This window comes from Capnocytophaga genosp. AHN8471 (assembly GCF_016806945.1).
Lineage (GTDB): Bacteria > Bacteroidota > Bacteroidia > Flavobacteriales > Flavobacteriaceae > Capnocytophaga > Capnocytophaga periodontitidis.
The window spans coordinates 57,779-79,000 of record NZ_JAESPJ010000001.1 but is presented as its reverse complement, the minus strand read 5'-3'; the positions used below and the strand labels follow the sequence as shown (position 1 = coordinate 79,000).

17 protein-coding genes are annotated in these 21,222 nt (G+C 40.7%); all 17 read right to left on the bottom strand.

Translation table 11 applies throughout. The features are described 5' to 3' along the window. Positions 1 to 415: 415 nt before the first annotated feature. A complete protein-coding gene (locus JMN12_RS00375; protein ID WP_203136107.1) occupies positions 416 to 3,040 on the bottom strand; it encodes a reprolysin-like metallopeptidase in 2,625 nt (874 codons plus the stop codon). 330 nt (positions 3,041 to 3,370) lie between these two features. Further along, positions 3,371 to 4,333, bottom strand: coding sequence for a translation elongation factor Ts (tsf, locus tag JMN12_RS00370; protein WP_203136104.1), 963 nt, complete (start codon positions 4,331 to 4,333; stop codon positions 3,371 to 3,373). A 124-nt stretch (positions 4,334 to 4,457) separates the two neighbouring features. Beyond that, a complete protein-coding gene (gene rpsB, locus JMN12_RS00365; protein WP_198474788.1) occupies positions 4,458 to 5,183 on the bottom strand; it encodes a 30S ribosomal protein S2 in 726 nt (241 codons plus the stop codon). Between the two features lie 111 nt (positions 5,184 to 5,294). After that, positions 5,295 to 5,681, bottom strand: a complete 387-nt coding sequence (gene rpsI, locus JMN12_RS00360; RefSeq protein ID WP_002681865.1) for a 30S ribosomal protein S9 — start codon at positions 5,679 to 5,681, stop codon at positions 5,295 to 5,297. Then, entirely contained in the window at positions 5,681 to 6,136 is a 456-nt protein-coding gene (gene rplM / locus JMN12_RS00355; RefSeq protein ID WP_203136102.1) for a 50S ribosomal protein L13, read from the bottom strand. The genes rpsI and rplM overlap by 1 nt, the downstream gene beginning before the upstream one ends. Before the next feature lie 642 nt (positions 6,137 to 6,778). Beyond that, a complete protein-coding gene (locus JMN12_RS00350; protein ID WP_203136100.1) occupies positions 6,779 to 9,097 on the bottom strand; it encodes an outer membrane beta-barrel protein in 2,319 nt (772 codons plus the stop codon). A gap of 368 nt (positions 9,098 to 9,465) precedes the next feature. Continuing rightward, the gene (locus JMN12_RS00345; protein WP_009413952.1) at positions 9,466 to 10,416 is read right to left on the bottom strand and encodes a PhoH family protein; all 951 of its coding nucleotides are present in this window, start codon (positions 10,414 to 10,416) and stop codon (positions 9,466 to 9,468) included. Positions 10,417 to 10,484: 68 nt separating this feature from the next. Continuing rightward, entirely contained in the window at positions 10,485 to 10,901 is a 417-nt protein-coding gene (locus JMN12_RS00340; RefSeq protein WP_034555884.1) for a CBS domain-containing protein, read from the bottom strand. A gap of 116 nt (positions 10,902 to 11,017) precedes the next feature. Beyond that, positions 11,018 to 11,503 carry a PH domain-containing protein gene (locus tag JMN12_RS00335; protein ID WP_203083007.1) on the bottom strand — a complete coding sequence of 162 codons (486 nt, stop codon included), beginning with the start codon at positions 11,501 to 11,503 and terminating at the stop codon, positions 11,018 to 11,020. Between the two features lie 6 nt (positions 11,504 to 11,509). After that, on the bottom strand, positions 11,510 to 12,832 hold the full coding sequence (locus JMN12_RS00330; RefSeq protein WP_198467466.1) for a DUF4302 domain-containing protein: 1,323 nt from the start codon (positions 12,830 to 12,832) through the stop codon (positions 11,510 to 11,512). A gap of 102 nt (positions 12,833 to 12,934) precedes the next feature. Continuing rightward, a complete protein-coding gene (locus tag JMN12_RS00325) occupies positions 12,935 to 14,266 on the bottom strand; it encodes a DUF4302 domain-containing protein (RefSeq protein ID WP_203083009.1) in 1,332 nt (443 codons plus the stop codon). Positions 14,267 to 14,338: 72 nt separating this feature from the next. Next, positions 14,339 to 15,661, bottom strand: a complete 1,323-nt coding sequence (locus JMN12_RS00320) for a DUF4302 domain-containing protein (protein WP_203136091.1) — start codon at positions 15,659 to 15,661, stop codon at positions 14,339 to 14,341. 15 nt (positions 15,662 to 15,676) lie between these two features. Next, the gene (locus JMN12_RS00315) at positions 15,677 to 16,291 is read right to left on the bottom strand and encodes a hypothetical protein (RefSeq protein ID WP_203136089.1); all 615 of its coding nucleotides are present in this window, start codon (positions 16,289 to 16,291) and stop codon (positions 15,677 to 15,679) included. 29 nt (positions 16,292 to 16,320) lie between these two features. Beyond that, complete coding sequence (locus tag JMN12_RS00310) at positions 16,321 to 17,796, bottom strand: BACON domain-containing protein (RefSeq protein ID WP_203136087.1); 1,476 nt, start codon at positions 17,794 to 17,796, stop codon at positions 16,321 to 16,323. 16 nt (positions 17,797 to 17,812) lie between these two features. Further along, positions 17,813 to 18,835, bottom strand: a complete 1,023-nt coding sequence (locus JMN12_RS00305) for a hypothetical protein (RefSeq protein WP_203136085.1) — start codon at positions 18,833 to 18,835, stop codon at positions 17,813 to 17,815. Between the two features lie 63 nt (positions 18,836 to 18,898). Then, positions 18,899 to 20,233 (bottom strand): DUF4302 domain-containing protein, encoded by a 1,335-nt coding sequence (locus tag JMN12_RS00300; protein ID WP_203136083.1) that lies wholly within the window; start codon positions 20,231 to 20,233, stop codon positions 18,899 to 18,901. Positions 20,234 to 20,256: 23 nt separating this feature from the next. Beyond that, a complete protein-coding gene (locus JMN12_RS00295) occupies positions 20,257 to 21,207 on the bottom strand; it encodes a leucine-rich repeat protein (protein WP_203083014.1) in 951 nt (316 codons plus the stop codon). Positions 21,208 to 21,222 lie beyond the last annotated feature (15 nt).

Here is a 21,222-nt window from a genome sequence, read left to right as displayed (position 1 = left end):
AAAAGTAAATAACCAAAAATAAATCATAAAATTATTTTATCGTGAGTTTATTGTGGTTAATTATTTGAAAATCAGTAAAATATTTTAAATCACCTACGAATTTCACAAAATTGTACAGCTGGGTATGTGAAATAGGAATTTGCACGAAAATTGGGGTTGAAAAAGTGATGTTGTGATGAGGGGGAGAATCTCGGAGAATCTTGGAAAAGCTCGGAGAGGGGGATATAAAAAAGTTCTATTTGTGGGGGTGTTGGTGGAGGCGTTGGTGGGGGCGTTTGCAAAACGCCCCTACATAACATTGTATAAAAGTGGTTGAATATCAGGGTAATCAAATTTAATAAAGGTTGTAATATGATAAGCAATTAAAAATCTTGGAAAAGTGTAGGGAGACCATTTTCGCCTGACGGTGATAGTATTATCTTACATATAAAAAGCCTTTTTGCTGTTCTTCTTTTCCGCGTTTGCTGTAACGAACGATATAGAAATAAGTGCCGTGAAGGGCTTTGTTATTGCCTATAAAACCTTTGACATTGGCATAACCTCTAAAATAATCGCCATTTTTGCCATAATGTTCATTTTCATATACTTTTAAGCCTGTTTCATCGAAAATAAGGAGGTGAATAGGGCTATTATCATCTGCTCCTTCTACGGTAAAATAATTATTCGTATTCTCGGTAGAAACGCCATTGTAGATAACAATGTTTTTCTCTGGCTCTTGTTGTGGTTTTTTTGCTATGGGTCTTACTGTAATGGTTTGCTTGTGTACTGACTCATTAGCACAATCGTCTTTGGCTACCCAAGTATATATTATTTTATTGGCAAGGGTTTCTTTGGTAGGAACGACTTGAAATGTACCTTTACAATTATCGGTAGCGGTAAGAGTAGCTCCAAGAAGTATTTTAGCTCCTTCATCAATCGTTGTATCTTGAGGTAAGCTCCCTACAAAAGTAGGTTTTTGGGTATCATTTACTACGATTGTTTGTTGATAAGTAATGGTTTCACAGCCATCGTAAGCCTTGAATGTGCGCTGAATGGTAAAGCTATTGGCACAAGTTCCAGCGAGCTTTTTATCTGTATGGGTAATGGTTACTGCTCCACAACCTCCTTCGGTTGTGGGGTTGACAGGTGCAGGTATCTCATTAGCACATTGAACGGTTACATTTTGGGGTTTGCTATTCTCTACAAAAGTTAAAGGAGAGGGCGTTCCTGTTTTCTTTTTAATTTTAAAGCCTCCATTGGGCACTGATTTTCCGTTAGAGATTTTATAAGGCGCTACATTGGTGATAGCAAAAGCGATATGGTCTATCACTTCCACTTTGATAACCCCCGCGGGGAGTTGGATTTTTGGTTGTTTGCCCCATTCTACCGTACCTATCTCGATATTAGGAAGTGTAATTTCGCAAGTACCATCGTTTTCGGTGCTTTCTACCAAAGTATATTTAAAAGTCTTACCTAAATCATCGGAAAGGAGGATGCGCACTTTGCTATTGGGGTCGAAGAAGTTAGGGTCTACTTGCCAATGAAGTGTTATTTTATCGCCTCCTTGGTATTCCTCATTCATTCCGTTAGTGATAGCAAAAGTTTTACCGTCGGCGATATTCACCTTTACGGCTACCATATCGTAATTCACAAAATGTTGAGGGGCAGGATTAGAGGTCGCCACCCAAAAGAGGTGTTCGCCCTTTGCATTAGGACGTGTATACTCTATAAAGCCTCCTGAATCGCTGTATTGTGTTTGGAAAGTGATAGGATTCCCTTCTGTTTTCCCCTTACGAGTGAGGAACTTAGGATCGTTTACTCCTGCCCTACTGGTGAGTTGTGCTGTGTAATAAATAGGGAGATTGTTAGTGTTTGTCGCCTTGATACGGAATTGGAAATAAGTGTCCTTAGGAATGGTATAGGTTTCTTGTAGTTTTGTGCGATCAATTGTGGGGAAAGAGCTTTCAGTTTTGACACCATAAGCATAATTGAAATTACTCACATCATTCCCATTGCGGTCTACTAACTGAGTGCGCTGAGAATCTTTGAAATAAGACCTGTTGACGATCCCGCTACGTATTTGATAAGCGGTAGGTAGTGAAAAGAAAGCCCCATCGGGGAAATCATTGCTATAGCCCATCAGTGATTGACCGTAGCGAGGTTCTGTATAAAGAGAGTTGCCTGAATAGGCGTTTTTAAAAGTGTGATCGGCACCAAATAAATGTCCGATTTCGTGAGCAATGGTTGCATTTTCGGCTATTGCCGAAGCCCCTCCTTTTCGTACGAGGCGGAATCCTCCAGAAAAGAAAGCGAGTCCTGACAAGGTAGCATCGGTGCCTGGAGCGATTACAATTCCTATGTCATACTGCTTATCGCCAATGAGTTCATTCATCTTTTCAGTAGAATTTTCGATAATATCTCGTCGTGATTTTTGATTGTACAACTGCTTAGTAGCTTCCTGAATAATGAGTCGGTTATCGTCTACGATGCTGAATTTCACTCCTATATCGCGTACATACACCTCGTTGAGAAAGGTTTCGAGGTTGAGCAGGAAGTTTTTTACTTGTGTGATATCACTGCCAAAAGTATGGGCAAAATCGTAGTAATCAACCAATACTGCCAAGCGATAGAGATAGAGAATCCCCTCGGGGTCGTTGGGCATTAGAGATGTAGCGGTTGTAACAGGGCGTGCTGTAGGGCTGTTTTGAGGAGAAGGAAAAAGAGAGGTGTGCTGGTGAGTATCGGTACCACATTTTGCATTGGGGTTATGGCGAAGTTGCTCTTTTGCTGATAGCTTACCTTGCTGTGAGCCTGTAAGTTGGTAAGTAGTTCCTTCCCATTGCAAGCTACCAGAAGCCTCTTTATTAGGGTGTACTACCAAAGTAGCGACAAACTGATTTTGGCTGTAGCCTACAAAGGTGTGAATACCTTTATTTTGCTGAGAGTTTTCGCGCTCTTGCCATTGGAGATTAAGGGTTTCGCCATTAGGAAGGGCAATATTCCATTGTGCTTGAGCAGTGGTAAAACTGAGGTAGAGGAATAAATAGATAATATGTTTCATTTTAATTTGGTAATGTTTTGAAAGGGGTCGTAGTACGACTAACGATTGGTAGTTAAGGTGAGTTCAGCGTAAGTAATTATTTAACAATCAGTAAAATATTTTTAATCTCCCACGAATTTCACGAATTTTCACGAAAATGGGATTGTATAAAAGTCTTTATTTTTTATTATCTCACGAATTTTCACCTGACGGTGAATTATTTTGTGAATATATTACGATATAAAACTGTAAATCAATATTCTGTTATATCAAACTAACGTTAGTTAGAGAAAAACTCCCCCTACTCAATAGTAAGAGGAGTTTTTAACATATATCATTTAAATATATAAATTACAAGGCTACGCGTTTGAAAGCTGTAATCTCTACGTTTTTAGATTTTACAAACTCGGATACTTTTTTGCTTTCGTCGTAGATGTACACTTGGTCGAGGAGCGCTTTCTCTTGGTCGAGGGTAGTGTTATCGGAGATGAAGCGTTGTATCTTACCAGGAAGGATTTTATCCCAAATTTGTTCTGGTTTACCTTCAGCTTTCAATTCAGCTTTAGCATCGGCTTCAGCTTTAGCTAATACTTCAGGAGTGAGTTGTGCTTGTGAAACGTATTGAGGTACGTGTTTGAGCGGTTTGCCCAAGCGGTGTAACTCTTCATTTTCTTTTTCGATGATAGCGATGCGTGCTTCAGTTTCTTTAGCGATGTACTCAGGAGAGAAATCTTTGTAAGAAAGGGTTTCAGCACCCATAGCAGCGATTTGCATCGCTAAGTTTTTACCTACTTCGGCAGCATCGGCGATAGCAGCTGATAAACCTACGATAGCAGCGATTTTGTTGCCGTGGTGGATGTAAGAACCTACGAAAGGAGCTTCTACTTTTTCGAAAGCCCCGAGTTCTATTTTCTCACCGATCACACCTGTTTGTTCGAGGAGTTTTTCGGCTACAGTAATACCTTTATAGTTAAGGGCAAGAAGTTCGTCTTTGCTATTTACAGTAAGAGCGAGATCAGCTAAATCTTTAGCGAGGGCTACGAAATCGGCGTTTTTGGCTACGAAGTCGGTCTCACAGTTGAGAGAGATGATAGCACCTACAGTGTGGTTAGCATTAACTTGAGCGATAGCAGCGCCTTCTTTAGAATCGCGGTCGGCACGTTTAGCGGCTACTTTTTGACCTTTTTTGCGCAATACTTCGATTGCTTTATCGAAATCGCCTTCGGCTTCGATGAGGGCAGCTTTACAGTCCATCATACCTGCGCCGGTAGCTTGGCGGAGTTTATTTACGTCTGCGGCGGTAATATTTGCCATTTTTATTAATGTTTATCCTCTCCCCTGCCCTCCCCCCGAGGGGAGGGAGAAGCCGGTGAAAGTGAGTTAAAAAATAATTTTAAGGCTTTGACAAAGTTAGGGACTTTGTCAAAGCTTATTTGATTTATTCGGCTGCATCAGCTTCTTTGTTAGCGTCGGCAGTTCTGCTAGAAAGACCTTCGTTTACAGCTTCGGTGATGTAAGAAAGAACTTTTTCGATAGCTTTAGAAGCGTCGTCGTTAGCAGGGATAGCAAAATCCACCTCACGAGGGTCGGAGTTTGTATCTACCATAGCGAAAATAGGAATGTTTAATTTTTGCGCTTCTTTTACAGCGATGTGTTCACGGAGAGTATCGACTACAAATAGGGCACCAGGGAGGCGAGACATATCGGCGATAGACCCTAAGTTTTTCTCGAGTTTTTCGCGCATACGTTCTACGTGTAGTTTTTCACGTTTTGAAAGAGTATCGAAAGTACCGTCTTTTTTCATTTTGTCGATAGACGACATTTTCTTTACAGCCTTACGGATGGTTACGAAGTTAGTAAGCATACCACCAGGCCAACGCTCGGTGATGTAAGGCATTTTTACTGAAGTTGCTTTTTCGGCAACAACGTCTTTAGCTTGTTTTTTGGTAGCCACGAAAAGCACTTTTTTGCCAGAGGCTACGATTTTTTTGAGGGCTTCGGTAGCCTCTTCGATTTTAGCAGCGGTTTTGTACAAGTTGATTACGTGGATACCGTTGCGTTCCATATAGATGTAGGGAGCCATATTAGGATTCCATTTGCGGGTAAGGTGGCCGAAATGTACGCCTGCATCTAATAAATCTTTAATTTCTATGTTATTTGCCATTTCTTTTTAAATAGTTTACGTTCCTACTATTAGCAATAGCTTGGAGAGGTTTTGTAAATTTTAGATAACCGCCTGAGCCATTTGGATGCTAAACTAAGGAGCAAATTGATATTAACGTTTAGAGAATTGGAATCTCTTACGGGCTTTTTTCTGACCGAATTTTTTACGTTCAACCATACGAGGGTCACGAGTGAGGAGCCCTTCGGGTTTTAATACTGCGCGGTTTTCGGCGTTGAGTTCGCAAAGTGCGCGAGCGATAGCCAAACGAACGGCTTCGGCTTGACCGGTGATACCACCTCCGTATACATTTACTTTTACATCGTAAGCATCTTCAGCACCTACAAGGCTGAGGGCTTGTTTTACTTTGTATTGCAATGTAGGGGTAGTGAAATAATTGTTGAGTTCGCGTTTGTTTACGGTGATAGTACCGTTACCTGCTTTAAGGTAGATACGCGCTACGGCGGTTTTTCGTCTACCGATGGTGTGAATTACTTCCATTATTTCAAATCGTTTAAGTTAATGGTAACAGGTTGTTGAGCTTCTTGTTTGTGCTCGGTACCTGCATACACTTTTAAATTACGTAAAACTGCTGCACCCAATCTTGTTTTTGGTAACATACCTTTTACAGCTTTTTCGATGATACGTTCAGGGTGTTTTTCGAGGAGTTGTTTTACTCCTGTGAATCGTTGTCCTCCTGGATAACCAGTGTGGCGAAGATAGGTTTTATCTTCCCATTTGTTCCCTGTGAGGTTGATTTTTTCGGCATTGATAACGATTACGTTATCGCCACAATCAACGTGAGGGGTAAAATCGGGTTTGTACTTACCGCGAAGTAGTTTTGCTACTTTAGAAGCAAGGCGACCCAAAGTCTGTCCGTCAGCATCTACCAAGACCCACTTTTTGTTTACAGTGGCTTTATTGGCAGAGATGGTTTTGTAGCTTAATGTGTCCACTCTTTGTGATTTTTATTAAAAATTAAACATTCCTTATAGTGTCATCAAACGACACTTTTATTTTTAGGGCGCAAAAGTACGACAAATATTTGAAACTGCAAAATTTTTGAGAGGTAAGAGGTAAGAGGTAAGAGGTAAGAATTTGGAAATTAGCAAATTAGAGAATTAGCAAATTTGGGAGGTAAGAGCCGCACGGGCAAAGAATGGGAGTATGGGAATTAGTAAATTAGCAAATTAGAGAATTAGCAAATTTGGGAGCGGTGGAAACTGTGGGAGCCGCACGGGCAGAGAATGGGGGTGCGAGCTGCACGGGCAGAAAATCTCAGAGAGGCTCGGAGAAACTTGGAGAGGTAGAGTTTTGGAAGTGGAGAATGGAAAATGAAAAGGGAATAAAAGGTTTTGTTCTGTGAGGGCGTTTGCAATAGACATTTGTAAGGGCGTTTGCAAAACGCCCCTACACAACATATTCTAAAAGTGATTGATTATAAAGATAATAAACTTTGCCAAAGCTCGTAGCACAAGAAGCTATTAAAACTTTGGCAAAGGTCGTAGCACGACGATCAATTAAAAACTTTGAATTGGTACTGTAACATTCTTGAGACTTTTCAGATTTCTCGTAATAATATAATGTGTTGTGATTCGTTACAGTCGGTTCTTCTCTTCTTCTCCCGCTCCTTGTCCTTTATACTTGCTTTGGGTGGTATTGAAATTGTAACTCAGTCCTACTTTAAATCCAAAATTGCTGTAATTCTGAGCAGTACTATTGCTAATATACGGATTTTGTACGCGAGTGTGCTCATTGAGACCGTTATAGGGGTCAAAAACTACAGCATACACCGTAAGCGATTGGTGGAAGAACATACGGGCTACCCCTACGACTATTCCGCTCATATCTTTGTAGGCGTAGGCTTCTCGGTTTGAACCTTTGCTTGCATAAATAAACATCGCTAAGATTAACCAATTTTCAGTAGGGGTGATTTGGTTCATCCATTCTACCATAAACCTACCTTTATTGGTGTAAAACACATTACTTGCAAAAGGCTTTCCGTAAGTAAGGGTAAGCTTAGGCATCCATTTGCCTATTTGGGTTTGCGCATTGAGTACGCATTTCAGTACGCTAAAATCATCGTAATTGCGAATGGTTTTCTCAACGGCATCGGGATTGATGCTTGAGAGTTGGTAATCGGAATAAATACCCTTGTGAATATTCGAATAACTTACCGAAGCCGAAATAGGACCATAAGTAGCCAAGGCATTCCATTCATCAGTAAGCTGAGGCACAATATATGGGTTTCCACGATTGTACAAGAAAGGAGAACTATAAGTGTTGTAATCGCTGAGCTCATAAAAAGCCGGACGTTTAATTTTGCGTGCATAACTAAAGGTCAGTTGAGTTTTATCCCAAGGGAATGCGATAGAAATATTGGGTAACCAATCGCGGTAGGTCTTGCTTTTTACGGGGCTCTTTTGTCCGTTTTCGTAATAACCAAAGTCGGCGTACTCGTAACGCGTACCGAGTTTCAAATTTACCTTTTTGATAGGGTAAGAGAAGCTCACAAAACCAGCCGAACGCGTTTCGGTATTCTTAATATCCGAAGCCGAAAGCACATTATCGGTATAGTCCTCAGTGCGATGCAGGTCGCTTGCCTCTACGCCATAGTTTATAGCGCCCTTGCCAAGGGTTTGCAAGAAAGTAGTTTTGAGTCCCCACCAATCGGAAGTAGCCTCGGAATGGGTGTGCACGTTACGAGAGGTAGCGATGAGGAGGTTGCGCTCCACAATATCGGAAGTGTTATCGGAACGCTGACCGACATAATCTACATCGGTTTGCAGTTTCAGTTTATCGGTGAGTTTACCTTCGTAATAAGCATTGACATTCAGGTTTTTATCTTGGCTAAAGCGGTCGTATTCATTGAGCCCTTTGGCAGTAAGGAGGTTATTTTTGAAGGTAGTGGTCTCTTGGGTGCTAAACCTGTGTCCTACCCAAGGTTCTACACTCCCTCTCACACTTGCGCCTATGGAATGTTTGTCCGAAATCTCGTGTGCTACCCCTATTTTAGCATTTATTCCTTTGGCATTACTCCTGTTAGTTTCGTCGCTTGTCACGCGCCAATCATTGCTTTGGGTATGCACTTGCAAATCCTGATAGATGTCGGCATTTTTCTTGTTGAAGTTGTTGAAGTTGCCTATGGTAGTAAACCAGTCGGTTTTGCCTTTGCGATAGTTGAGACTAAGCCAAGTAGTTGTTAAGGCTCCTTTTTTTAACACATAGTTTTCATTTTCAACCGACCCGCTCAGTCCATCGCCTTGTTTCTTTTTCAGTTTGATGTAGATAACTGCCCCGACGGTATTGTCGTGTTCTGCACCAGGTTGGGTTTCCAGCTCTATGCTCTCAATATCTTTGGGAGATAACTGATTCACCTCATCTAAATTGCGCACCCTGCGGTTATCGATGTAGAAGATAGGATTGCCTTTGCCAAACACCTCATAACCTCCACCGGTGTAGGAAGTGCTTACCCCAGGCAAGAAGTTGATAAGCATTTCGGCTTTGGGAAGGTTCTGCAAGGTAGATTGCGCCACATTGGTACTGATGCGCGTACCCTTTTGCTCTAATATCGGGCGATGAGCACTCACCACTACTTCCCCTAACTGATTGGTAGCAGGAGTCAAAACAATGGTGCCCAAGTTACTCCCCGAGGGGGTAAATACCTCCGTTTGATATTCCAAATGGGTAATTTTGAGAAGTATTTTTTTACCCTCAGCGGCATTGGGTAGTTCAAAAACACCTCGCTGATTGCTTATTGCCCCTTTTACGAGGGTAGAGTCGGGTAGGGACATCAGGATAACATTAGCGGCACTTATAGGTTTTTGGTCGGGGCTAACTAATGTACCTTTAAAAGAAGATTGTGCAAAGCTGCAGGTAGTTACAACTAATAGCAGTGATAGGATAATCTTTTTCATCTGTTTATATGGTTTTTGGTTACTAAATTAATTTTACGGTGCAAAGATATGATAAATAAAGGTATTATGCAATGCAAGGTACTTTTAATTTGTTATTTTGTATTAATTATTTTTTATCACACTGATTATCAGTTGATTTTTTTAGAAAGCTTTTTATTGCTTTCTCCCATATAAACGAAGATTTTTTGAAAAGGTTGGAATAACGTGAGAAGTTTTTGAGTAATAAGGAAGTAAAATGAAGAATGTTATAAATAAGCAAACGACTGAGGTGGGAACAATGGGAACAATGGGAGACTCTCTGAGAAACTTGGAACTCTCAGAGAGTCTTGGGGGTTATGGGTAAAATATAATTGTTTGTCGTGCTACGACTATTCGTTGTTTTCTATGGTTTTGTAGGCTTCGATGATGCTGCGTACTAATGGGTGGCGCACAACATCTTTATCGTCTAAGTGGAGGAAGGCAATGCCCTGTACGTTTTGGAGGATGAGCATTGCTTCTTTGAGTCCGGAAGAGACTTTGCGGGGAAGGTCGATTTGACCAGGGTCGCCGGTAATCATAAACTTGGCATTGCGCCCCATACGGGTGAGGAACATCTTCATCTGGGCGTGGGTGGTGTTCTGTGCCTCGTCAAGGATTACAAAAGCGTTGTCTAAGGTGCGTCCGCGCATAAAGGCAAGGGGGGCAATCTCGATGATACCAGCCTCAATAAAAGCGTTGAGTTTTTCGTGGGGAATCATATCGCGCAAGGCATCATAAAGAGGTTGCATATAGGGGTCGAGTTTTTCTTTGAGATCACCAGGGAGGAAACCGAGGTTTTCGCCTGCTTCGACTGCTGGACGGGTGAGGATGATGCGGCGTACTTGTTTTTCTTTGAGGGCTTTTACAGCTAAGGCTACCCCTACATAAGTTTTACCGGTACCGGCAGGCCCAACGGCAAAAACCATATCGTTATTACGCATCATTTCTACCAATTTTACTTGATTTTGGGTTTGCGGGCGGATGATTTTACCACTGACTCCGTGTACAATGATATCCTCTTCACGTACTTTTTCGGCAGTTTCGGGGGTAGATGCAGAAAGAATACTATCGATAGTGCGCTCGTCTAAGCGGTTGTATTTTGCGCAATAGGCGATGAGTTTTTCGATTTGTGTTTGGAAATCTTTGAGCTGTAGTTCTTCGCCAAAAACGATGAGTTTGCTACCGCGTGCAACGATTTTCAGTTTAGGAAATAGGGTTTTGATGTACTTGATATTACTTTCGTCTTCCCCACAAAATACTTGGGGGCTAACTTCGGTAAGTTCTAATGTTAATTCATTCATATTCAGGTAAAAGATAAGAGGTAAGAGGTAAGAATTTGCTTTTCTTATCTCTTACCTCTTACCTAAATTTAATATTGTTCTAATAGGTATTTGATAAGGTCGGTAGTGGTTACGAGGCCGACAAGTTTGCCGTTATCTACCACGGGGATAGAGTGGAAGCTTTGGGCGGCGAGGATTTCGGCTACTTCTTTGATGGAGGTGTCGGCAGTTACTGTAAGGGGTGTTTTAGCCATAATCTGCGGGATGGTATACATATCGTAGACAACGGAGGTTACTTCTTCATCGCCGTCGGTCATATCGGCAAAGCTGATACGAAGGAGGTCGGAATAGCTTACAATGCCTATAAGTTTATCGCCTTCGACCACAGGGATGTGGCGTATACGGTGTTTTTTGAACAAACGTTCGGCTTCATAGAGTGATTGATCGGGAGAGAGGGTTACTAACTCCTTACTCATAATTTGTGAAACGGGTACTCTTTGTCTCATAATAATTGCGTTTTTAAGGTGAATGTTTTTGTTTATTGATTTCACCCGCAAAGATACGAAACTTTTTGTAATTGACAAATTTATTAATTAGCAAATTTGCTGTTTTTTTAGGTGTATTACAATTTAGCGGTAAGTTGTGTTATTACCTCATCGGGCGATTCACAACTGAGGGCGTATTTTCTACCGCTTTTGGTGGTTACCAAAAAACACTGATGGGTATCACCTACAAACGAAGTGTACTTTCCGATACGTTTGTTACAGAAAATACCTATATAGCCAAAAAAGCCTGCTGAACCGAAAATTCTCATATCCCAAAACGACGGCTTGTGTTTTTCTACGGAGAGGATTTGGCTGTATTTTAAGCTGTTACTACCGAAAAGTTTTTCCAAAGTAAGCTTATCGGGTTCTAACACTATACTCATAGGAGCGCTGAGTATAAATACAGCTAAGGTAATGGTAATAGCGATGATACCTAACAACAAGCCGTAGTTGGGATTTAAAAGATAATTCCTGCCCATCGTCACTAAAGCAACGATGACTAATACACTTACTAATACTGTGATGATTCTTACTGTATTACTCCAATGAACATTCTTTTTCATAAAGTATTATAGTTTTTTGAGTGCATAAGCAGGAAAATAGAAAGAGGGCTTACTATGACTTTGGAAGAAATAGATAAAGCGATCGTTTTGTTTTTCTCCTGTATTTTTGATGTACAAACCTTCGTTGCTGAGGGCTATCAAGTTTTCTAAACGCTCAAAGGCAAGGTCTAAAAGGGCGCGGTTTTCGGGTTTTAACCAAGAGCTCGAAGCCAGTGGATGCTTGAAACTTTGAAAGGTCATATAGAGTTTTTTATCTTTGAACTCATAGGTGGCATTGGCAGTAATTGATTCGGTACTCGATTTATCGGGGAATTTATAGCCAATGATAAGATCTACTTTGTTTCCTGCCTTGAACCGGATAGTGATAGAGTTGAACGCTTTTTCACTATCAATTGCTAAAAAGTTGTCGTGGAAAGGCTTACTTGTATAAGCTGAGTTTTTAAAGGAAGACTCTAAATAGGTGAAGGCACTCACCTGATCGTTAACGATGGCTAAATAATCATCGGAATTGAAGACCTCTGGGCTGATGAGTGAATAGTACAATTCGACAGTTACCCCCTCTACCGTCGCGCTATAAGTGGGAGTTTCAGTACTGCCACTACGTGTTAAATCACTGAAACTCTTACCTTCTATCGTTAGAAGAGGTACCAAAGCGATGCCGTTTTCGGTGGCTTTTACGGGTGCTTTTACCGTGGCGCCTTGAAGGGTTAAGACTCTATTGGTGAAAGCAATAGGGTAAAGGGTAGGCGAAGCGGTGGCTGTTGATACTTTCAAAAGGTAGTGAGAAGTGTGCTCGGTGAGTGGCACTATATTGCGCGCAAGGTTAGGGAATTGCGCTTCATCGGTAGCAGTGGCAGGTTCAAAATAGAGTTGCGACGGCTGATTGCTGAGAAGGTTTTTGAATTTGAGTTTATCACCTTCTTTACCGAGATATAGGAATTGGTATACCTTACCTGAAAAATCTTTAGCGGGGTCGCCTTGGAGTACATCGGCGAGCTGGTGTAGATAATTTTGGCCTACAAAACTCAATACACTGCCTTCTTTGGTTTCCTGAGTGGTGTAGCGCGTGGTGGTGGAGGTAGCGGTCGCACTGAGGTCGGAAAGCATAGATACTTTGCCCTCAGAGGTGAACTTGAGGAGGAATTGATAAACGCCTATGCTGTTTCCATTAGTATAGGAGAGTTTCCAGCCGTTTTGAGCTGTAGTAAGCTCTTTCATTAAGGCAGAGTTTTGCACTGGAGTGATAGGGTCATCTCCAGCAGTGGGGTTGTCGTTCTTAGCGCAAAACGAAAGGCTCATAGCGAGCAGGAGGAAGGTGATTTTTTTCATTGTGTTTTTAGGGGGTTAGGGGTTAGGAAATAGACTTTGCCAAAGGTGCGAGCCGCACGGGCAAGAAACTTTGACAAAGTGTATTGATGCAAAAATTACTGTTTATTGTCCCCAAGCAAGGAAAGCATATTGAGGATGTTCATAGCTTTGGAAAAAATAGATGGGGTTTGTAGCAAAAGGTCGGATAGAGAGATCCAATTTTTTCACATAATAACCTTGATTACCAAGTTCATAGATGCGATTTAAGGCTCGTTTGGCTTGTTCTACCACTGCCTTGTTCTTAGGGTCATTCCAAAGATCTTCGTTATCAACTGTTAAAGTTCCGTCAGTTTCGGTGAAATACAAGCGTTTGTTTTTGAGTTCGTATTTAGCGTTTACACTTATAAAAGAAAGATTATTTTCTTCAAAATTGTGCCCTATTTCTATTTGGCAAACAGTTCCTGAGAAGGTCATCATCACCATATAGAGGTCGGTAGTGGCATCTACGCGCAATACATCTTGATAGAAAGCCTCGGTTAGATACTCATATTTTTTCATTACTTGAGTGTTAATTGCAAGTGCTTCAATTTGGGTATTGATGTGCTGGTAATCATCACTGTTGTAATCGTCAGGAGAGAGTAATGAGTAGAAAAGTTCGGCGGTAACTCCATTCACGGTAGTGCGATAGGTAGGAGGGTTACTGTTTTCAACGCGTTTCAATTCGTTGAAAGGTTGTCCGCCTAAGGTAAAAGCGCGATGGAAAGCAATGCCATTTTCGGTTGCTGAAGTAGCAATTTTGCTTGGGGTATTCTTCAGTGATAACACTCTATTGGTAAACTCGATAGGATAGGTAGTAGGGCTACCTGTAGTAGGGCTTACTTTCAAGTAATAGTGAGAGGCGTTGTTGCTCAAAGGGGCAATGTTTTTGTACAACGCAGGAGTGCGCGACCAATCGGCAGCAGTAGCGGGTTGAAACACTACAGAAGCGTTGTTTCCCAGAAGCAAGTTTTGGAATTTGAGGTTATTACCTTCCTTGCCTGTATACAGGAACTGATAGACTTTACCTGTGTGAGCAATACTTGCAGCTCCTTGTAGAGCATCGGCTAAACGGTGGATTTGGTTATTGCCGATAAAGCTGAGAACTAAGCCTCTCCCCTCTTCTTGTGTGCTGTAGCCGCTGGTGGTAGGGGTAGCCGTAGCACTGAGATCGGAGAGCATTGTTACCTTGCCTTGATTGTCGAACTTCATCAGGAAATTATAGCCTCCAAAAGAATCATCAGGAGAGACATACGTAAGTTTCCAGCCTTCGGGAGATGCGGTGAGCTCTTTCATCAAGGCAGGGTTTTGTACTGGAGTAACGGAGTCGTTACCAGTGTTGTCATCATCATTCTTAGAGCAGAATGAGAGGCTCATAGCGAGCGCGAGGAGAACGGTGTTTTTTAAGGATTTTTTCATTATTATTATTTCTTTCTTAAGTTTCTCATTATTAGGGGTCAGGGGTCAGGAGGGGCGATTTGCCAATCGCCCCTACAGTGGGACTCCCCAGATAGGGAAAGCGTACAACGGAAATTCGTAGCTTTGCAATAGATATACGGGGTTATCCTCTTGGGGTTTAACTTTGATGTTCAGTTTTTTGATGTACAACCCTTGTGCTCCAAGAGCATAGACACTTCCTAAGGCGCGTTGTGCTTGTTCTAAGATTGCTTTGTTTTTCTCGTCACCCCAAACATCAGGCGCAGAAGTGCTCAGGTTTTTATCACTATCTTTAAAGTACAAACGTTTGTTTTTGAGTTCGTACTTACAGCTGATTTGGAGTACAGAGAAGCCTTTTTCAGGGAAAATATGTCCTATTTGGATATGGCAATCGGTGGCACCGTCGAACATTACTCTGAGCATATAGAGGTCGGTAGAGGCATCGACTTTCAATACATCTTCATAGAAAGCCTCGGTCATATACTCATTATTTTTGAAATACTGGCTCATAAGAGCAAAAGCTTCGATAGTGGTATTGATATCTTTATAATCGTCGCCATCAAAGAAATTAGGTGGTACTGAGGAGTAGAAAAGCTCGGCAGTAACGCCATTCACGGTTGCTTTATACACGGGGGGTACACTACCTGCAACGCGTTCTAACTCGGTGAAAGACTGTCCGCCTAAGGTAAAAGCGCGATGGAAAGCAATACCTTTTTCGGTTGCCAAAACAGCGACTTTGCTTTGGGTATTTTTCAGTGATAACACTCTATTGGTAAACTCAATAGGATAGGTAGTGGGTGTACCCGTAGCAGTGCTTACTTTTAGGTAATAATGAGCGGCAGCGGTGGTTAAAGGGGTGATATTTTTGTACAACGCAGGGGTACCTGACCAATCGGCAGCGGTGGCAGGTTCGAACACTAACTGCATACCACTGAGGAGCATGTTTTGGAATTTGAGATTATTACCTTCTTTACCTGTATATAGAAACTGATAGACTTTACCTATATGGGCATTGCCTATAGCCCCTTGTAGAGCATTGGCTAATAGGTGGATTTGGTTATTGCCGATAAAGCTAAGTACTAAGCCTTTTCCTTCTTCTTGGGTGGTGTAGTTACTGGTAGTAGGGGTAGCTGTAGCACTGAGGTCGGAGAGCATTGTTACTTTGCCTCGAACGTCGAACTTCATCAAAAAGTGGTAGCCCCCGAAAGAATCATCGGAGGAGATATAGGTGAGTTTCCAGCCTTCGGGAGATGCAGTAAGCTCTTTCATCAGGGCGGGGTTGTCTACTGGGTCGATAGGGTTGTCTACTGCATCGTTGTCGTTCTTGGTGCAGAACGTAAGGCTCATAGCGAGCAAAAGGAGGGTGATTTTTTTCATTGTGTTTTTAGGGGGTTAAAGTGTATAAATATAACTAAAATTGATGATTGCGTGGTAACGGGTGATGTAGTTGCCTTTGTTCCAGAAAGAGCCTCCTATTTCTCCAAAAATTGCTAATTTACTGTGATCGGAAGCGTATAAATCTACTCCGGCAAAAATGTGATAGCCGAGGTTGACGGTACCTCCTATCCAATCTTTGTTGTCCACATCCTGAGTTTTGAACTGTCGCCACAAAGGAGCGCTGACATGGAGTCCGGCACCGGTAACAATACCAATATTAGGACTCACAGGAGTAACTATGGCTAACCGCACAGGCACATCGAGGGTAGATACATTGAGCATTGCATAGTTACTTTCACTTTGATGAAAGCCTCCTTGTGAAAACTCACTGACTCCAAAACCCATTTCAAAGCGGAGGTTTTTTTCAGGAGAGTAGAGCACTCGCATTTGTATGCGCATTACATCACCTCCCATTTGGAAATCACTGCTCACCATTTCGGCAAGCCCTAAGCCTGCATCAAATTCACAAGACCATTTCGCATACGGAATACTATCTTTAGCAGTTTCTTTTTCTTGACTAAAAGCGCTAACAGTAGCACCTAATAGCAGGGATAATAATAACTTTTTCATTTGTGGTTAGGCTTTTAAGGGATAGAACGTTATTTTACATAGTAGACTCTAAAATCTAATACGGTTTCTTGGTTTTCTATAAGCACTTTAGCTGAGATTATATCTTTTCCTTTTTTGAAGATATAATAACCTTTAGAGATTCCGCTGTACACATAGCCTTCGTTTTTCAAGAGGGCTAAAAATTCTTTGGTAGGGTAATATTCACCATCTAAGCCTGCAAAGAAAGCTAAAGAAGCTGTGTTGAAACGGAAAGTGGTTTGGTATAACCCTACAAGTGTATTAGTGCTCTTACCTACGAAATAAGTGCGGCTGAGTACATTGTTTTTGTTCACATTATACGTATAAGCATCGCGTTTTTCATTGGATTGAGGCGAATTAGCAGCATCGTAAGTACCTCCGTTAGCTTGCTCATAAGTGGCTATTTCGTCTTTAGTAGCTCCTTTTTTAAGCAGAGCAGGGAGTTGAGCAAAGGTAGTAAAGTTTTTTTGCTGTACAGGATAGTAAGAAAACGCGTAGTGGTTTGCTTTGGCATCAGCCATAAATTGTACTAACACTTGTTTTTCGCGATGTACAAAGGCGTCTTTATCGGTGAGGGTCATATCCAAAGTGGTTTTATAGCCTTTGATAGTGATTTTCTCAAAGCCTTCTTGCACGAGGAAGTCCTCAAAGTTCTTTTTCTGAGCCTCAGTAAGAGGGTTTTCTTTGGCAAAGAGTCCTGCTTTTTGCAAGCCTCGCAAGTTGACTACGTACTGTATTTCGCTGAAAAGTTTATCGGTTACGGTATATACTAATTGACTGCCAGAGCCTAAATCTTTTTCACTTTTGAGGGTGCTTTTACGCGTTTTTTCAAAGTTTTTAATATCGTCGATTACTTTGCCAAACTCTACAAAAGGCAAGATATACGATACATTCACTCTTTGGGTTACCGCAATTTCACCAGCGGTTTTATCGCCTACTAACACGGTAATTGTAGCTGTTCTATCAGCTCCTGTGGTGTTTTCTTTTACTTGGAAAACAATTTTGTTTTTATTGGGCTGGATAGGAAAAGTAATCCAATCGTGAGACGCTTTGAGCGTATAGTCATTCACATTTTTATCGGTGATGTTGATGGTGTGTTCAGCAGCTTGTGCGCCTACTTCAACGGCTGTTGTTTCGGGGGTTACGAACAAGCGCGCTTTTTGATAGACATCTATTTTGGCTTTCACTGAGTTTTGCACCATTAGGTTGATGGTACCGTGGCGGTCGCCACCTTCGTTGGTGAGGACTTCAAATTTTAGGGTTTTATAATCGGTGTCGGGGGAGAGTTTGATCCACGCGGCATCGGTTTGCTCGGTATAAGCACCATCGGCAGTTACGTTCACTGAGTAGTTACCTTGTTGAGCAGGGATATTTAAAAGTGTAGCTTCGGGGGTAACGGTAGTTGAGTTACCGTTTTTAGTATCATCGTCTTTTTTAGAGCAAAACGAGAGACTCAAAGCGAGCAGAAGTAGGGTTATTTTTTTCATAAGGGGTTAAATTTAGTTAAAAATCTATATCTTCTTCAGAAATACTATTTTTATCTATTTGATTTCCTGTTATACTTGTATATGGATAATAGCCATCAATGTGTAAAATGTAATCCTTAGTTATGCTTGTTTGGATTCCTCCTATTTCTTTAGGAAAATAAGGGCCTACATATAAAGATTTATTTATATACTTAAACAAGTTATAAAATTTATTATCTTCAATCTCAAAAGAATGATTTGCCTTATTATACTTTATTTCCTTTTTTAACAAAAGAACCCTCTGACTAGGATTATTTTTTAGTTTAAAAGTTACAAGATGTTTTCCAAGTATTAATGGACGTCCTATAAAACTATAAGGATCGTTTTCATCAATTGGACTATAAGGGTGAAGTAAGGTTGTTAATGGAGTTTGTATATTTATTTTATCAAACATACAAACAATAAATTCTGCTATTGAAGAACCTATATTTAGATAGGAAGCTGGACTACCATATCCTCCAAATCTAAACCAACCTATAATTAAAGTAACACGAGTCCTTATTTCTTTAAATTTTTCATGCCTTTCTTCATTAATAACTTTAAACCCTACTACTTCTTGTGCACAATCCCAAAACTTACTCTCACTAATATCTCCTCCCTTATTTTTCTCTTTTTCTAAAGTAGTGATAAGTGTACCTGCCAAAGCAATTCGAGGGTCATTGAGAGAACCAAAATTTTGTACAATTTCCTCATTACTCATTCCAAAGAAATTGAGGAGGTATACAGATTCTTTTACTAAAGGCATTAACTTTTCACGAGCAATTTCTTCGGTGAAAGTTTTACGACCTCTGAGTGTTTGGACTTCTTGAGCAAATAATTGTTCCTTTTTCAAAAAAGACTCTATTAAAAGAGAGTTTTGATTTTCTATTTCTTTTTGCAAAGAGATAGAGGCATTAGCTGAGACTTCACTACCAGAGGGAAGAAGCTCATTTTGTTCATCAATATCTTTGTTACAAGCAACAAAAGCTACTGAAATTAGGCACAGTAAAAACTTTTTCATAGTAATATAAGTAATTTTTATATTAGAGGCTACTAAAAATAGTAACCTCTAATATATTTACAATTATCTCATTTGTGCATAATAAGGAATATTATTCTCTGGGGTATTAGCACTTTGTAAGGTATAAGCAGGATTGGTATAACGTCCGATTCTTTTAGAAAGTTTGGTTACATAAAAACCATCAGAGGCTATATTTGCAAAATAATCCATAGCAGACCGTGCTCTTTGTAAAACTGTACTATTAGCAGGAGCTTGCCATTGAGCAGATAAAGTATTTTCTGCTTTATTCTTGAGATAAAGACGTTTGTTTCTTAACTCATAATCAAAAGTTGCTGTGTAATACGCTTCTGTTCCACTAAAGTTATAACCTAAAGCTACAAGACATTTTGTACCTTGAAAAACTAATTGTGCTCTTGTGAAATCGGTAGTGCTATTTACTTTTAAGACATTTTCATAGAAAGGAGTACTTGTAATATTTGTATATGTTTTCATTTCATCTGTAAGTAAGATAAAAGCAGCTATACGAGTGTTCACATCTCTATAATCATCAGTGATAAATGCATCAGGAGGTACTAATGAATAGTGTACCTTTACCGTTACGCCATCAACAGTAGCTTTATAGGTAGGAGGTGTGGTATTGTTATCACGTGTAAATTCAGTAAACTTCTTACCTTGGATAGTAAGGGCGGGTTTGAATGCTACACCTTCTTTGGTAGCCACAGTTGAGGCTTGTGAAAAATCATCGGTGTTAGAAAGTGGAGCTACCCCTATACTTCCATTTTGCATAGCAATTTCATAGGGAATGGTATTACCATTAGCTGTTACCTCCATATAATAATTAGAGATATTCTCTGCTAAGGTATTGAGGTTACTTGAAAGAGTGCTGATATCTGTCCAATCTTGGGCAGTAGCGGGCTCAAAGTACACAAATTGCTCGGTAGACTCACGTTGCGTTCTAAATTTGAGTTTATCGCCTTCTTTACCATAGTATAGAAACTGATATTCACCTGCATAACCTGCTCCTCGTTTTCCTTGCATCGCATCGGAAAGTTCGTGGATATAGTTTTTGGTAGTGAAGGTGAGTTTCACCCCTTGTCCTTGTTGTAATTCGTATTTAGAGGTAGTTGCAGAAACAGTATTACTACTAAAATCGGATGCCATAGATACAAATCCTTCGGGGGTAAATTTCATCAAGAAATGGTAGCCTCCAAAGGTACCTTCTTTGGTAAAGTAGGTAAGTTTCCATCCTTGAGGGGCGGAAGTAAGAGCACTGCGAAGTTCGCTTTCTTTTTCGTTGAATCGCTCAGCGGGTGTTTTACCGAAGAGGTCATCGGGTTCGTTCTTTTGGCAAGCAAAAAGTGCCAAAGCGATGATGGGTAATAAGAGGAGTCTTTTCATTGTAAATGTAGTTTTAAAGGGTTTTAAAAATCAGTTTCTTCAATACGACTGAATTTGCTTTTCCAATTATCTACAGCTTCGTACTTTTCTTTGCTTCCTTTAGGTACAAACAACACTCTTTGAGTACCAGATATCAGGTTAGGAAAAGTGCCTCTAAACACTTTAGGAGGTTCAACAGCTGCACATTTCACTACTGCTATTTGGCGGCATTGGAAGAAAGCATTCTTTCCTATTTCTTTAGTTTGTGCGGGCAATGCTACTGTTTTGAGTTCGGCACAAGAGGCAAAAGCTTCTTGGCTAACTTTCAACTCTTCATTCTCTACCCCTGTGATGGTAAGGGTTTGTAGAGAAGCATTGAACTGAAAAGCACCTAAGCCAATGTTTTTTACCCCGTTGAGGGTTATTTGTTCTACTTGTTGACAATAGGCAAAAGCTAATTTTCCAAAATTTTCTACTCCATTGGTAGTGATGCTTTTGAACTCACCAAAGCCTTTAAACACGCCTTCGCCTACTGCTTTTACTCCAGAGAGTACCAAATCGGTATCATCGGCGAAGTTATGGCGATCGGAATGGGTGATAGTGCCATTGGCATCTACTGTATAAAGTGTTTTTACAACTACTGGAATTTCAGCTTTTTGTTGGCTTTTGGTATCGACTACTGTGATAGTAGTGGTACCTGTAGCCACGCTGGTAATCTCTAAGGTGTTACTCACTACCTTTACGCTCACTATAGGAGTTGCTACTGTAGCGCTATAGCTGCCAGAACCTGCTGTAATAGTGAGCGTTTGGGTACTGCTTAAAGTAATGAAAGTAAGAGTTTGAGTTGCTACACTGAGATTGTCGTATTGAACAGTAGGAGTGGAAGTGTTTCCTCCTCCCCCACTATTGTTGTTACTATTATTATTGATTTTATTATCATCTTTGCTACAAGCTACAGCAAGAATGGTAACGAGTAAAATAAGTATTTTTTTCATTGCAAGTTCTTTTTT